This window comes from Mycobacterium sp. 852014-52450_SCH5900713, from assembly GCF_001667075.1.
Lineage (GTDB): Bacteria > Actinomycetota > Actinomycetes > Mycobacteriales > Mycobacteriaceae > Mycobacterium.
In genome coordinates this window covers 130,998-145,857 of sequence record NZ_LZIL01000011.1, presented here as the reverse complement: position 1 = coordinate 145,857, position 14,860 = coordinate 130,998, and the positions used below count along the sequence as shown (strand labels likewise).

14 protein-coding genes are annotated in these 14,860 nt (G+C 67.6%); 7 read left to right on the top strand and 7 right to left on the bottom strand.

What is annotated here, in order from left to right:
• The first annotated feature begins 19 nt into the window (after positions 1–19).
• Both sigB and ideR read left to right on the top strand, forming a co-directional pair.
• Complete coding sequence (sigB, locus tag A5773_RS04480; RefSeq protein WP_082948083.1) at positions 20–1,009, top strand: sigma-70 family RNA polymerase sigma factor SigB; 990 nt, start codon at positions 20–22, stop codon at positions 1,007–1,009.
• Positions 1,010–1,134: 125 nt separating this feature from the next.
• Complete coding sequence (ideR, locus tag A5773_RS04475) at positions 1,135–1,824, top strand: iron-dependent transcriptional regulator IdeR (protein ID WP_066950336.1); 690 nt, start codon at positions 1,135–1,137, stop codon at positions 1,822–1,824.
• A gap of 8 nt (positions 1,825–1,832) precedes the next feature.
• Here the strand turns inward: ideR and A5773_RS04470 are convergent, their stop codons facing one another.
• A complete protein-coding gene (locus A5773_RS04470; RefSeq protein WP_067262466.1) occupies positions 1,833–2,891 on the bottom strand; it encodes a DUF4192 domain-containing protein in 1,059 nt (352 codons plus the stop codon).
• A 111-nt stretch (positions 2,892–3,002) separates the two neighbouring features.
• On the opposite strand from A5773_RS04470, the gene sthA reads away from it, so the two are divergent.
• On the top strand, positions 3,003–4,418 hold the full coding sequence (sthA, locus tag A5773_RS04465) for a Si-specific NAD(P)(+) transhydrogenase (RefSeq protein ID WP_067262334.1): 1,416 nt from the start codon (positions 3,003–3,005) through the stop codon (positions 4,416–4,418).
• On the opposite strand, the gene A5773_RS04460 is transcribed toward sthA, so the two are convergent.
• A complete protein-coding gene (locus tag A5773_RS04460) occupies positions 4,415–5,254 on the bottom strand; it encodes a serine protease (protein WP_067262337.1) in 840 nt (279 codons plus the stop codon). The two genes, sthA and A5773_RS04460, sit on opposite strands and share 4 nt — an antisense overlap.
• Positions 5,255–5,452: 198 nt before the next feature.
• Between A5773_RS04460 and A5773_RS04455 the strand changes: the two genes are divergently transcribed.
• The 3 genes from A5773_RS04455 to A5773_RS04445 are packed head-to-tail and all read left to right on the top strand — an operon-like array spanning position 5,453 to position 8,227.
• A complete protein-coding gene (locus A5773_RS04455; RefSeq protein ID WP_066950344.1) occupies positions 5,453–6,427 on the top strand; it encodes a proteasome assembly chaperone family protein in 975 nt (324 codons plus the stop codon).
• 45 nt (positions 6,428–6,472) lie between these two features.
• Positions 6,473–7,504: an alpha/beta fold hydrolase gene (locus A5773_RS04450; protein WP_067262339.1), complete on the top strand. Its 1,032-nt coding sequence runs from the start codon at positions 6,473–6,475 to the stop codon at positions 7,502–7,504.
• 36 nt (positions 7,505–7,540) lie between these two features.
• Positions 7,541–8,227 carry a PhzF family phenazine biosynthesis protein gene (locus tag A5773_RS04445; RefSeq protein WP_067789654.1) on the top strand — a complete coding sequence of 229 codons (687 nt, stop codon included), beginning with the start codon at positions 7,541–7,543 and terminating at the stop codon, positions 8,225–8,227.
• Positions 8,228–8,240: 13 nt separating this feature from the next.
• On the opposite strand, the gene A5773_RS04440 is transcribed toward A5773_RS04445, so the two are convergent.
• The 3 genes from A5773_RS04440 to A5773_RS04430 all read right to left on the bottom strand — a co-directional run bounded on the left by A5773_RS04440 (position 8,241) and on the right by A5773_RS04430 (position 9,879).
• Entirely contained in the window at positions 8,241–8,723 is a 483-nt protein-coding gene (locus A5773_RS04440; RefSeq protein WP_066950354.1) for a peroxynitrite isomerase, read from the bottom strand.
• Positions 8,724–8,816: 93 nt separating this feature from the next.
• On the bottom strand, positions 8,817–9,281 hold the full coding sequence (gene nrdR, locus A5773_RS04435) for a transcriptional regulator NrdR (RefSeq protein WP_046184812.1): 465 nt from the start codon (positions 9,279–9,281) through the stop codon (positions 8,817–8,819).
• A 103-nt stretch (positions 9,282–9,384) separates the two neighbouring features.
• A complete protein-coding gene (locus A5773_RS04430; RefSeq protein ID WP_067789652.1) occupies positions 9,385–9,879 on the bottom strand; it encodes a LysM peptidoglycan-binding domain-containing protein in 495 nt (164 codons plus the stop codon).
• Between the two features lie 290 nt (positions 9,880–10,169).
• On the opposite strand from A5773_RS04430, the gene lexA reads away from it, so the two are divergent.
• A complete protein-coding gene (gene lexA, locus A5773_RS04425) occupies positions 10,170–10,868 on the top strand; it encodes a transcriptional repressor LexA (protein WP_066950360.1) in 699 nt (232 codons plus the stop codon).
• 23 nt (positions 10,869–10,891) lie between these two features.
• On the opposite strand, the gene A5773_RS04420 is transcribed toward lexA, so the two are convergent.
• Positions 10,892–13,084, bottom strand: a complete 2,193-nt coding sequence (locus A5773_RS04420; RefSeq protein WP_067789649.1) for an LGFP repeat-containing protein — start codon at positions 13,082–13,084, stop codon at positions 10,892–10,894.
• 582 nt (positions 13,085–13,666) lie between these two features.
• Positions 13,667–14,827: an acyl-CoA dehydrogenase family protein gene (locus A5773_RS04415; protein WP_066950365.1), complete on the bottom strand. Its 1,161-nt coding sequence runs from the start codon at positions 14,825–14,827 to the stop codon at positions 13,667–13,669.
• Positions 14,828–14,860: the final 33 nt, after the last annotated feature.

The window sequence follows — 14,860 nt, the reverse complement described above, 5'->3', positions numbered from 1 at the left end:
TGATCTGTCGTTGAACTCGATGACAGTACAAGCCGAACGGGAGGTCGCTATGGCGAACGCCAGCACGAGCAGATTTGACGGCGATCTGGATGCTCAAAGCCCCGCCGCGGACCTCGTGCGCGTGTATCTCAATGGCATCGGTAAGACGGCGCTGCTGAACGCTGCGGGCGAGGTTGAACTGGCCAAGCGCATCGAGGCCGGGCTCTACGCCGAGCATCTGCTCGAAACTCGCAAGCGCCTCGGCGAGAACCGCCGGCGTGACCTCGAGGCCGTCGCGCGCGATGGACAGGCCGCGCGCCGTCACCTGCTGGAAGCCAACCTGCGCCTGGTGGTGTCGCTGGCCAAGCGCTACACGGGTCGCGGTATGCCGCTGCTGGACCTCATCCAGGAGGGCAACCTGGGCTTGATCCGCGCGATGGAGAAGTTCGACTACACAAAGGGATTCAAGTTCTCCACCTATGCCACATGGTGGATTCGTCAGGCCATCACCCGTGGCATGGCCGACCAGAGCCGCACCATCCGGCTGCCGGTGCATCTGGTCGAGCAGGTCAACAAGCTGGCGCGAATCAAGCGGGAGATGCACCAGAACCTGGGACGCGAGGCCACCGACGAGGAACTCGCGGCCGAGTCCGGAATCCCGGTCGAGAAGATCAACGACCTGCTCGAGCACAGCCGCGACCCGGTAAGCCTGGACATGCCGGTCGGCTCCGAAGAAGAGGCCCCGCTGGGCGATTTCATCGAGGACGCCGAGGCGATGTCCGCCGAGAACGCGGTGATCGCCGAGCTGCTGCACACCGACATCCGCAGCGTGCTCGCCACTCTCGACGAGCGCGAGCACCAGGTGATCCGGCTGCGCTTCGGCCTGGACGACGGCCAGCCGCGCACCCTCGATCAGATCGGCAAGCTGTTCGGCCTCTCCCGCGAGCGGGTCCGGCAGATCGAGCGGGATGTAATGTCCAAACTCCGCCACGGCGAGCGCGCCGACCGGCTACGGTCGTACGCAAGCTAAGACCCCCAGCTAGGTAGCAGACGGTATGCCCGCCGCGCACGCGGCGGGCATACTGCTTGTCGGGGCAGCGTTACACCCATTCGCGCAGCTGGCCAAGTAGACTCGGCGTCGATGGAAGGTGCTGAATGAACGACCTGGTTGACACCACCGAGATGTACTTGCGGACCATCTACGACCTCGAAGAAGAGGGCGTGACCCCGCTGCGTGCGCGCATCGCGGAACGCCTCGACCAGAGCGGGCCGACAGTCAGCCAGACCGTGTCCCGTATGGAGCGCGACGGGCTGCTCCACGTCGCCGGCGACCGCCACCTGGAGCTCACCGACAAGGGCCGCGCGCTGGCCATCTCCGTCATGCGCAAGCACCGTCTCGCCGAGCGATTGCTCGTCGACGTCATCGGGGTGCCCTGGGAGGAAGTGCACGCCGAGGCATGCCGGTGGGAGCACGTGATGAGCGAGGACGTCGAGCGGCGACTGGTGAAGGTGCTCAACCACCCGACCACCTCCCCGTTCGGTAACCCGATCCCGGGGCTGTTGGACCTGGGCGTCGGCCCCGAGTCCGGCGCCGACGACGCCAACCTCGTCCGGCTGACCGAGTTGCCGCCCGGTTCGCCGGTGGCCGTGGTCGTCCGCCAGCTGACCGAACACGTGCAAGGTGACATCGACCTGATCACCCGCCTGAAGGACGCCGGCGTCGTCCCCAACGCCCGGGTGACCGTCGAGACCGGGCCCGCCGGGGTCACCATCGTCATCCCGGGCCACGAGAACGTCACCCTGCCGCACGAGATGGCGCACGCCGTCAAGGTCGAGAAAGTCTGACGTAGGGGCTAGCACGCCCGGCGCCCGAACGGCCGTCGCGGCGGCAACCGCACGCCGAGCTCTTTGGCCAGCCGGTAGCCGGTAAGCGCCAGTTCCCGGATGTCCTCGGGCCGCAGGCCGGACTGCAACGCCGTGTCCAGCATGCCCGCCATTCGATGCCCGGGCTCGCAGCGCAGCGCGGCCTCCAGCGATATCCCGGCCAGCGGTCCGTCGCCGCGGACGTAGGCGCTGAACGCGAGCAGCACCAGCGCCTCCACCCGCCAGGGCGGGGGCAGGGTGCGAGCCAGCAGCGCCCACAAGGACTCCGCCTCGTCGGCATGCTCACCGACCGCCAGGGCGTAGAGGATGTCGCGCACCTGCGGGTCGACGAGTGCGCAGCCCAGCTTCGCCAGCTGGCCTGCGGTCAGCGCCTCGCCGGCGGCGACACGGGACGCGGCCGCCATCGCGTGCTTCACGTCGGCGCGGGCGCAGCGGGCCGGATCCGCGCGGTGCGCGGCCCGGCGCCTGGTCTCCTGCCGGTCGATCACGGCGGTCAATTTGGCGCTGCGCGCCGTGTCCTCGATCGCGATGACGGCCTGCAGGTCGGCGCGCCGCGCGTACAGCCGCCTGCCGTCGAGCACCGCCGCGGCCGCCAGCGGCGACGCCGACGGATCGTCGACGAGACCGCTCGAGCCGCAACCGTCCACGCAGTGCCAGCGCCCACCGAGGGCGACCCGGTCGACCACGTGTGCGGCCCACAGCTCGATGTCGTGCTCGGACAACGACTTTGCGAGCGCATCGCACACCAGCCGGTGATCGTCGTTACAGCAGGGGCAGTGCGCCCCCTCCGCGTCGACGATCACCGCGATCGCGGCGTCGGGCCGGGCCGCGGCGGCGACCTCCGCGAGGTGTCCGACCCGCCCCGCGAGCTCGTCGGAGAGGTCGACCCGCATCACCGCTCCAAGGTCGCCACCATCCAAAGACACCAGTACCAATGAATTTTCGGGAACGAAGCCGAGGACGGCAGGCAGCGCGGCGATGAGTGCGCCGGGCCGGTTCAGTTTGAAGTCAGGTCGATGCGTCGTCATGGGCACCACGCTGACGGGCCGCACCGTCATCCGGCGCTCGGGAGAACGGATGCAATCCCGGGCCTGTGAATGAACCCAGCACTGTGAGTTCTGCTGATCTACTGTTAGCCCATGAGTTCGGCGCAAGAGTACGACATGGTGGTCATCGGTTCGGGGCCCGGCGGCCAGAAGGCCGCCATCGCCTCGGCCAAGCTCGGCAAGTCGGTTGCAATCGTCGAACGCGGCCAGATGCTCGGTGGGGTGTGCGTCCAGACCGGCACCATCCCGTCAAAGACGTTGCGCGAGGCCGTCCTTTACCTGACCGGCATGAGTCAACGGGAACTGTACGGCGCGAGCTATCGGGTCAAGGAGAAGATCACCCCGGCCGACCTGCTGGCGCGCACCCAGCACGTGATCGGCAAGGAGGTCGACGTGGTGCGCAACCAGCTGATGCGCAACCGCATCGACCTGTTGCTGGGCCACGGCCGGTTCGTCGACCCGCACACCATCGAGGTCGAAGACCCGTCCCGTCGCGAAAAGTTAACCGTTAGCGGCAAATTCATCGTCATCGCCACCGGCACCCGGCCGGCGCGGCCGTCCGGCGTCGAGTTCGACGAGGAGCGGGTGCTCGATTCCGACGGGATCCTCGACCTCAAATCGCTGCCCACCTCGATGGTGGTGGTCGGCGCCGGGGTGATCGGCATCGAATACGCCTCCATGTTCGCCGCGCTGGGCACCAAGGTCACCGTCGTGGAGAAGCAGAGCGACATGCTGGGTTTCTGTGACCCCGAGGTGGTCGAGGCGCTGAAGTTCCACCTGCGCGACCTGGCGGTGACGTTCCGGTTCGGCGAGGAGGTGACTGCGGTCGACGTCGGCTCGGCGGGCACCGTCACCACCCTGGCAAGCGGCAAGCAGATCCCCGCCGAGACGGTGATGTATTCCGCCGGGCGGCAGGGCCAGACCGACCACCTCGACCTGCACAACGCCGAGCTGGAGGCCGACAACCGCGGCCGGATCTTCGTCGACGACTTCTTCCAGACCAAGGTGCCGCACATCTACGCCGTCGGCGACGTGATCGGCTTCCCCGCGCTGGCCGCGACATCGATGGAACAGGGCCGGCTGGCCGCCTACCACGCGTTCGGGGAGCAGACCGACGGCATCACCGAACTGCAGCCGATCGGCATCTACTCAATCCCCGAGGTCTCCTACGTTGGTGCCACCGAGGTCGAGCTGACCAAGAACGCGGTCCCCTACGAGGTCGGCGTGGCCAGGTACCGCGAACTGGCCCGCGGCCAGATCGCCGGCGACTCCTACGGCATGCTCAAGCTGCTGGTGTCCACCGACGATCTCAAGCTGCTGGGCGTGCACATCTTCGGCACCAGCGCCACCGAGATGGTGCACATCGGGCAGGCCGTCATGGGCTGCGGCGGCACCGTCGAGTACCTGGTGGACGCCGTCTTCAACTACCCCACGTTCTCCGAGGCCTACAAGGTGGCCGCGCTCGACGTGATGAACAAAGTGCGCGCGCTCAACCAGTTCCGCGCCTAACAGCTCTCGTCGAGCTCCCCGGGAACCGGGTCGCCGGGGCCGCCGGCATCGGCGCGGGCCAACAGCTGCGCGGTCTGCGCGTCGAACGGCGCCGAATACGACACGTTCGCGGCGCACCCACCGCGCTCGAAACCACCGATCACCCCAGTCAACGTGGTACCGCTGACCCAGGGCGCACCGCTGGTGCCGTCCACCAGCCCCTCGCACGGAAACGAGGGAAATCCGGCCTCGGTCAACGACGTGCTCGCCTGACACCCGATGGGAGCGCCACCCACACCGGCCGGATAGCCCATCACGGTGACGTGGCTACCGGGCGGCGGTGTCGTGCCCAGCGTCAGCGCCAGGCCGGCGTGCGACTCCACCGAACCCCCGGCGTCGTTACTCAACCGCGCGATCGCGTAGTCGGCGTTGGGATCCTTGCTGGCGGTCCAGCGGGGGTCGAGGTAGACGGCATCGGCCTTCCACACGTCGGCCGGCGCGGGGGGCGCGTTGCCGACGAAACCCGGCACGAAGGTGATCTTGGTGGCCCCGGCCAGGCAGTGCGCCGCGGTCATCATCAGGTTGCCGCCCGCGGAATGCACCACCGAGCCCGTGCACACGTGCAGCGGACCGCCGTCGATGAAGATGGCGCCGACGCGCTTGTCCGGGTCCACCGGCCCCGCCACCGCCTTTTGCTGGGGCTGACCGAGCCGCTGCACCGGCGCACTGCTGTGCGGCGGGGCCGCCGGAGGGGCCGACGCATGATCGCCCGGCGGCCGTTTGCACGACGTCAGTGACGTCGCCACGGCGACCACCAGGCACAGCATCACGGTCGGAACGCGCATCGGTTTCATCATGCCTGACACCTGCACAGAGAGCAGATTTCGACGCGTCGCGTGCCACCCGGCTCGCCGGCAAAACTCACGAGCGACCCCCCGCCATGTTCACTTGTGGATTAAACGCGAACTTCACATCGCTGTTTGATATTGGTGCCCATCGATTCGGGGGACACTGGTAGGGCACGCTGGAGAACCCCCCGAGAGGAGGCGATTCCGATGGCTCACGATCAGGACCCGCAGGAGCAGCACTACCAGCCGGGACAGGCCGGCATGTACGAGCTCGAGTTGCCCGCGCCCCAGCTGTCGACGTCGGACGGGCGAGGCCCGGTGCTGGTGCACGCGTTGGAAGGATTTTCGGATGCCGGTCACGCGATCCGGCTGGCCTCGTCGCATCTGAAAGCGGCCTTGGACTCCGAGCTGGTGGCGTCCTTCGCCATCGACGAATTGCTGGATTACCGGTCGCGGCGGCCGCTGATGACCTTCAAGACCGATCACTTCACGAACTACGACGACCCCGAGCTGAGCCTGTACGCGTTGCGCGACACCATCGGCACGCCGTTTCTGCTACTCGCCGGAATGGAACCGGACCTGAAGTGGGAGCGCTTCATCACCGCGGTCCGCCTGCTGGCGGAGCGTCTCAACGTTCGCCAGACCATCGGCCTGGGCACCGTGCCGATGGCGGTTCCGCACACGCGGCCCATCACGATGACCGCGCACTCCAACAACCCCGAGTTGATCGCCGAGTTCACGCCGTGGATTTCGGAGATCCAGGTCCCCGGCAGCGCGTCGAATCTGCTGGAATATCGGATGGCACAGCACGGCCACGAGGTCGTCGGCTACACCGTGCATGTGCCGCATTACCTGACGCAAACCGACTACCCGGCGGCCGCAGAGGCGTTGCTCGAGCAAGTGGCCAAGATCGCGTCGCTCGAGCTGCCGCTGACGGCGTTGACCGAAGCCGCGGCGGTGATCCGGAGCAAGATCGACGAGCAGGTCGAGGCGAGCGCGGAGGTTGCTCAAGTGGTGACCGCGCTCGAGCGCCAGTACGATGCCTTCATCGACGCTCAGGAGAACAGGTCGTTACTAACTCGCGACGAGGACCTGCCTAGCGGCGACGAGCTTGGTGCAGAGTTTGAGCGATTCCTCGCCCAGGAGGCGGAGAAGAAGCGCGGCGACGACGACCAGGCCTGACCTTTCCGCCCGGCCTCAGCCCGGCCCGACACCAAAGGTGGCGACATGACCGAGCGGAAGCGCAAGAGCACTCTCCGCCCGGTGCGGGAGGTCAGCGCGCCGCGGCTGGAGTTCCGCACCATCCACGGCTACAAGCGGGCCTACCGCATCGCCGGTGACGGGCCGCCGATCCTGCTGGTCCACGGCATCGGTGACAATTCGACGACCTGGAACACCGTGCAGGCCAAGCTCGCCCAGCGGTTCACGGTCATCGCCCCGGACCTGTTGGGCCACGGGCGATCCGACAAGCCACGCGCCGACTATTCGGTCGCGGCCTATGCCAACGGGATGCGCGACCTGCTCAGCGTGCTCGACATCGAGCGGGTCACGGTTGTCGGCCATTCGCTGGGCGGCGGCGTGGCCATGCAATTCGCCTACCAGTTCCCGCATTTGGTCGACCGGCTGATCCTGGTCGCGGCCGGCGGCGTCACCAAGGATGTCAACGTCGCCTTGCGGTTGGCCTCGTTGCCGATGGGCAGCGAGGCGCTGGCCTTGCTGCGGCTTCCCCTGGTGCTGCCGGCGGTGCAGCTGGCGGGACGGATCGCGGGCCTGGCGATCGGATCGACCGGCCTGGGTCGCGACCTGCCCAACGTCCTGCGGATCCTCGACGACCTGCCGGAGCCGACGGCGTCGGCGGCGTTCAGCCGGACGCTGCGTGCGGTGGTGGATTGGCGCGGGCAGATCGTCACCATGCTCGACCGGTGCTATTTGACCGAAGCCATTCCGGTGCAGATCGTCTGGGGCACCAAGGATGTGGTCGTCCCGGTTCGTCATGCGTGGATGGCGCACGCCGCGATGCCCGGCTCCCGCCTGGAAATCTTCCAGGGCTCCGGCCACTTCCCCTTCCACGACGACCCGGCTCGCTTCATCGACGTGGTCGAACGCTTCATCGACACCACCGCGCCCGCCGACTACGACCAGGCCGCCCTGCGCGAGCTGCTCCGCAGCGGCGGCGGCGAGAAGGCCGTCACCGGCCCCGCCCCCACCCGCGTCGCCGTGCTGAACGCCATGGGATCCGACGAGCGCAGCGCTACCTGAACCCCGCGGCCGCGCCACGGGCCGTACAGTCGGGCCATGGGTATCGACGTCACCGTGTTGCGGGTGTTCACCGATCCGGAGGGGAATTTCGGCAATCCGCTCGGTGTCGTGGATGCCGCCCAGGTCGAGCCCGCGGCTCGGCAACGGCTCGCAACTCAATTGGGCTATAGCGAAACGGTTTTCGTCGATCTTCCGGCTGCCGGATCAGCGACGGCGCACGCCACCATTTACACCCCACTGATCCAGATTGCGTTCGCCGGGCACCCGACCGTCGGCGCGGCGTGGTGGCTGCGCCAGAACGGAACGCCGATCAACACGCTGCAGGTGACGGCCGGCATCGTGCAGGTGAGCTATGGGGCGGAAAGCGCGGGCATCAGCGCACGGTCGGACTGGGCTCCCGAGGTCGCCCTGCACGAATTCGGTTCAGCAGAGGACCTTCTCGCCGCCGACCCGGGAGATTTTTCCGACGACACGGCGCACTACCTGTGGGCGTGGACCGACCGGGCCGCCGGATCGGTACGCGCCCGCATGTTTGCCGCCAACCTCGGTGTGCCGGAAGACGAGGCAACCGGCTCGGCAGCGATGCGGATCACCGACTACCTCAGCCGCGACCTACACATCACCCAGGGCAAGGGATCGGTCATCGAGACGACGTGGAACGCCGAGGGCTGGGTGGGGGTGGCCGGGCGCGTTGTCAATGACGGTGTGACGCACCTGAACTGACCCCGGGCCCGGTTCAGCGCTGCCGGCGCAGCACCGCGGCGAGGTGGTGCTGCAAGGGCTGCCCGACCGCGCCCATCTGCACCGAATACGACAGCTCGTCGCCATCGATGTGGAAGGAACGGCCAAGCGCGGTCACCTCTTTGGCGGTCGGGGTGAGCCCGACGTCCGTTGTGGACAGCTCGATTTCGATCTGGCCGCCGGCGGCCGAATACGTGCCGACCTCGATTTCGGTGATGCCGCTCGGATGCGCCAGCACCAGCTCGACGTGACCGGGCTGCGGCACGCGAAGGTATCCGGTTTCGGCGTGCAACGGCTTGCCGTCGGGCGCCTTGGTCCTTTGCGCGTAGGCCAGAAACGGCTTTCCGACGTGAGAGAAGACCACTTCTTCGAGGTAGTCGAAGGGCTGGATCGTCGGGTACTCGCCCGCACCCTGGCCAGCCCAGGTTCCCAGGAGTGGTGCCAGTGCCTCGAGATCGGGATGCAAGTCGGTGGGCATGGAACCGAGCTTAGCCAGGTGACGATGCAGGCCGGGACGGCCTGCTGAGGAGGCGGGCAATCCAAACTAGCCCGGGCGGCTTGGGCCGGGCTGTCAGCTCGGTGTCGTCACTTGGCGGTGTTCGCGCAGCGCCTGGATCTCCCGCTCGAAATCGTCCGCGGACTCAAAGGAGCGGTATACCGACGCGAACCGCAGGTACGCCACTTCGTCGAGGTCGCGCAGCGGGCCGAGGATGGCCAGCCCGACCTCGTGGCTTGCGACCTCCGGGGACCCCGCGGCGCGCACGGTGTCCTCGACCTGCTGAGCCAGCAGGTTCAGCGCGTCGTCGTCCACCTGGCGGCCCTGGCATGCCCGGCGGACACCGCTGATGACCTTCTCCCTGCTGAAGGGTTCGGTGACGCCGCTGCGCTTGACCACTGCGAGAACCGCGGTCTCGACGGTGGTGAAACGCCGCCCGCACTCCGGGCAGGATCGGCGGCGCCGGATGGCCTGCCCTTCATCGGTTTCCCTCGAGTCGATCACCCGGGAATCGGGATGCCGGCAGAACGGGCAATGCATGGCCGCTCCTTCGCCGTGCCGACAAACACCAGGTACCGCAGCACGAGCGTACCCGTGCGCTCACCTGCGCGGCGAATGCAGCCGGCCCCCGCGAGGGCGGCGGTCAGCCGACCGGGGCGATCAGCGTTTGGCCCGCCACCAGCGTCGGTGAGTTCATGTCGTTGAGTTCGCGGATGCGGTCGGCAACCTGGCGCGCCGGCGCGTCGGGCGCCACCCGGTGAGCGACGTCTTGCAGCGACTCCCCCGCCTCGACGCGAACCACGGCCAACCGGTCGGGTACGTGAGCAGCCGAACTTCCGGCGTCGCCGTTGAGCACCTGACCGACGTTCCCGACCAGGCCCAGCCACAGGGTGATCGCTCCGGCCGCCAAAGCCAACCAGACGGTGGTCGCCACCGTGACGGGCCGCTTGCGGTGCGGCGCGGCGGACATCGCGACGCCGGTGCCGGAATAGCGCGTGGGCGCGCCCGCCGGCCTCGACGGACCGGGCCGGCGGGAACCGGCCAGCCCGTCCCGGCCGTAACGAAGCCCGTGGACCGGTCCGTTGACCGGACGCCGGGGGCTGCTGGTACGCGGCGCCAGCGTGTGGATCGTTGTCATCTGCGTTCCTCCGGTCAACTTGATTCGCTCAGCTGTTCGACTGTATCGCTCGTGTGTTCGAAATCCGAACATGTGAGCGAAGCGTGTCGCACGAGTCGAACGCTAGACCACGCCACCGACAAGGCCGCGGTCGCTAGAGCTGACATGCGGCTGAAATACCCGATCTGCCGAAGAGTTACACCTTTGTGATTAACGACTTCGGCGGGCGATCTCGCGGCTGCGCCGGCAGGGCGACACGCTAGTCGAACACATGTTTGATTCTCGGCCGCCGTGGGGTTACATTCAGTGCCATGAGCGACAGCAACGACACTTCATCGGCCGGCGCGGGCGGTCGGCTGCACGCCGTGGATTCAGCGCTGACCGAACGGCAACGCACGATCCTGAACGTCATTCGCGCGTCGGTCACCAGTCGCGGTTACCCGCCGAGCATCCGGGAGATCGGCGACGCCGTCGGTCTGACGTCGACCTCGTCGGTGGCTCATCAACTGCGCACCCTGGAACGCAAGGGATACCTGCGTCGCGACCCGAACCGCCCAAGGGCGGTCGATGTCCGCGGCGCGGACGAAGAGGTGACGGCCCGCACCACCGATGTCGCCGGCTCGGACGCCCTGCCGGAGCCGACGTTCGTTCCGGTCCTCGGGCGCATTGCTGCAGGTGGCCCCATCCTCGCCGAGGAGGCGGTCGAGGACGTCTTCCCGCTGCCGCGCGAGCTGGTCGGCGAGGGCACGCTCTTCCTGCTCAAGGTTGTCGGCGACTCCATGATCGAGGCGGCGATCTGCGACGGCGACTGGGTGGTGGTGCGCCAGCAGAACGTCGCCGACAACGGCGACATCGTCGCTGCCATGCTCGACGGGGAGGCCACCGTGAAGACGTTCAAGCGCGCGGGCGGTCAGGTATGGCTGATGCCGCACAACCCCGCGTTCGACCCCATTCCCGGCAATGACGCGACCGTGCTCGGCAAGGTCGTCACGGTGATCCGCAAGGTCTAGCCCGTCGCGGACTTTTGGTCGGCTCAGTCCGCCTTGACGAAGCCGTTGGCCTGCGCCACTTCTTCGCTGGACAACCAGATTTCGGCGAGCGTGTCGTGGTAGAGCTCGCTGCCCGGTGTGTAGTACAGACCGAAGCGGGCGCTCGCCTTGATCGGGTATCCGTCGGGCACCTGATAGGGATCGTCGAGCGGCAGGTGGATGGTCGGGCGCCCGGCCGGGCCGGCCCCTCCGGCGGTGTCCTCGTCATCCGTGGCCGCGTGCCGCCCGCTGCGCTGCTCGGCAGCGGCCGCGGCCGCGGCCGTCACGACGGCTTCCGGAGCGGCGGCTTCTGGAGTGGGGGCCTCGGCGACGTCCGCCGGGACGTGCGTGACCGCAACATCCGGATAATCGCCCTCGGGGGCGCCGAAGTCGGGGCCACCCGCGTCGAATTCGGGGTCCGGGGGCGTCGGCGCCACGGCGACGTCGAGGTATTCGGCCTCCACGTAGTCATCGTCGCCACGGGCGGCGTCCGGGTAGGCGGACTCCCGCTCATCGTCGGCGTACTCGACCTCGGCGTAATCCTCGTCCGCGTAATCCCCCTCGGCGTAATCGGATGCGCCGTAATCGGATTCGACGTACTCGGTCTCCGTTTCGGGGTAGCCGGCCTCCGACAGGGCCGCCGGCGAGACCGCGGAGAAGGAGTCGGTGTCCACCGCGTCGGGGTCCTGCTCGAATGAATCCTCATCGGCGCCGCCGCGCCGCCAGCTGACCCGGCCGGCCGCCTCGGGCGCTTCCTGCTGACCCGCGAAATGCTCGGTGCTGACGTCGTCGCGTCCCCACTGCCGCTCGGCGCCGGCGTCGTAACCGGCATCGAGGTCGCGGGGAGGCTCGTAGCCGGCATCCTCGCGAATGGCGCGACGCCGACGCCAACCGACCGCCAGCAATCCGGCCAAGGCGATCAGCACCAGCACCGGGATGGCGGCCAGCAGCCACCACCACTGCCACGTGAACTTCTTGGCGTGGGTGGGCATCGCCGAGTTGCTCGGCTGGGTCTGGCCCGACACCTGCAGGCCGGACAGCAGCGGCGCAAGGTTGGCGGGATCCGTGCTGAACGTGTTCTTCGCCCGGTTCCACGAGATCTTGCCGCCGGCGAACTGCTGCGAGACGACGTCGCCGTCGACCGCCTGGTCACCGACGGGCGCGCCCAGCTTGCCGGTCGGTCCGCGGAGCTTGTCCCATGCCGCTTTCATGGCGCCGCGCACCACGAACGCGCCGCGCTCCGACGTCCAGAAGATCACCGGTTTGTCGGCGCCGGAGAACGCGACCATACGGCTCGACGGGATGCCGCCGTCGGATTCGTTGGCGGTGGGGAAACCCAGGTCGCTGCCGGCGGGTCCGCCGAGCGACTCGTATTTGGCCAGGATGTTGGTCTCGACGGCGTTCGCGCCGGTGGCGGGGCTGAAATAGACCTTGCCGTTGGCGAAGTCCTGGACGATCCCGTCACCGCCGATCGGATATTGCGCACCCTTCTTCACCCCCAACGGCCCATTGGGCCCGCCGGCCGCGCGCCAGGCCATGTTGATGGCCGCGGTGGGATCGATCGCCACCTGCAGGCCCTTCAACTGGTCGGCCAATGCGGGCGGGTCGGTGGAGAACTGTTTCGTCTGCCTGTTCCACGAGACCTGGCCGCCGCTGAACTTCTGGGCGGACACCTCGCCGTTGTACGTTTCGTCGCCGACCGGGACGCCGAGGACGCCGCCCGAACTGCCCAGCTTGTCCCAGGCGGCGTTGATCGCGCCGCGCACCACGAACGCGCCGTGCTCGGGCGTCCAGAAGATCACCGGCTTGTCGCTCGCGGAGAAGGTGCTCACGCGGCTGTCGGGTCCGGCAAGCCCGGGCACTTCGTTGATGGCGGGAAACCCCAGATCGCTGCCCGCGGGCCCGCCCAGCATCTCGTATTTGTCCAGGATCGGCCCGTAGACGAATTTGGCGCCGGTCGCCGGGGTGAAGAACATCTTGCCGCCGTCGAAGTCCAGCGCGAAACCATCCCCGGCGGGGTACACATCGCCCTTCCGGGCGCCCAAGGGTGAACCGTCGCCCCCGGCCTTCTCCCAGGCCGCCATCATGGCCGCCTCGGCGTCGCCGATGGGAGACGCCGCTGCCGGCGGCGCCAGCAAGGCGGCGGCTATTGCCGTGGCGGTCAAGGTGACCAGCGCGCTCGCGACCAGCCTGCGCATGTGACCTCTCTGCCCGTTCACCAAGCCTCCCAGCCGACGGCCATGCCCCTGTCAGCGACTAGGCCCGTGCCTGCACAGCCGGCAGGCGGGCCGTAGTCCGACCGCGGGGAAACAACCCCGTTCCGATCCGCATTACCACCGGGCGCGCATAACTTTGCTCCCGCGGACGAAAAATGCGAAGTCAAATCACGAATATTACAAAAACGGATACCACGCCGATGTCGAAATGATGCAGAGCCACGCTCAAATCGCGACCGACAGCAGCATCGGTCGCGCGACGCATGGGTATCCGAACCCGACGCCCGCCTGCGCAATAGCGCACGGCCGCCGTCGCGCGTTGCGATTCCGCGCCCGCGGGAGTTGCCGGACCTACCGGGGTCGTCAGCGGCGTCGCGCTTTTCGGCTCGACGATGCGCCATTACGCGGGCGACGTACCCCGAACACATGTGCCGACGGTACGTGAAGCCATTAACTCTTCAACGATCTACCCGAAAAATCGCCTCGCGCGCCGGGCATTGATGAGGTTTGCCGTCGGGGTGCGAATTGGCCGGCCCGATGGCGTTGTCGACCAACGTGTTAGCGCTAGACCCCGAGGCTGCGCCCGATGATCTCTTTCATGATCTCGGTCGTTCCGCCGTAGATGGTCTGCACCCGCGCGTCCAAATAGGCACGGGCGACCGGGTATTCGCGCATGTAGCCGTAGCCGCCGTGCAGTTGCAGGCAACGGTCGATCAGGTGCACCTGCTTTTCGGTGGAGTACCACTTGGCCATCGCCGCTTGCTCCGCCGTCAGCTTCTCGTCCAGGTGCAGCCGGATGAACTCGTCGACCATCATGCGCACCACCGTCGCCTCGGTCGCCAGCTCCGCGAGCACGAAGCGGCTGTTCTGGAAGCTGCCGATCGGCTTGTTGAATGCCTTGCGTTCCTTGGTGTATTGCAGGGTTTCTTCCAGCACCTGCTCCATTGCCGCGGCGGCCATGATGGCGATCGAAATCCGCTCCTGCGGCAGGTTCTGCATCAGGTAGATGAATCCCATGCCCTGCTGCCCCAGCAGGTTTTCAGCGGGCACCTTGACATCGGTGAACGACAACTCGGCGGTGTCCTGCGCGTCCAGCCCGATCTTGTTCAAGTGCCGGCCGCGTTCAAAACCCTCCATGCCGCGTTCGACGACAAGCAACGAAAAGCCCTGCGCCCCTTTGTCGGGATCGGTCTGCGCCACCACAATCACCAAGTCGGCGTTGATTCCGTTGGTGATAAACGTCTTTGCACCGTTGAGCACGAAGTGGTCGCCGTGGGCGACCGCGCGGGTCTTGATGCCCTGCAGGTCGCTGCCGGTTCCCGGCTCGGTCATCGCGATCGCCGTGATGATCTCGCCGCTGCAGAACTTCGGCAGCCAGCGTTGCTTCTGCTCTTCGGTGGCCAGGGCCAGGAGGTACGGCGCCACGATGTCGTTGTGCAGGCCGAAGCCGATCCCGCTATAGCGACCGGCGGTGGTCTCCTCGGTGATGATCGTGTTGTACCGGAAGTCGGGGTTGCCCCCGCCGCCGTACTCCTCGGGCACCGCCATGCCGAGGAAGCCCTGCTTGCCGGCCTCGAGCCACACGCCCCGGTCGACGATCTTCGCCTTCTCCCATTCGTCGTGATGGGGCGCGACGTGGCGATCGAGGAAGGCCCGGTAGGACTCACGGAACAGGTCGTGCTCCGCCTCGAAAAGAGTGCGCTGGTACTTGACGGCACTGCCCATGTGAATGACCTCCGGCGACTGGAAACTCTGTCG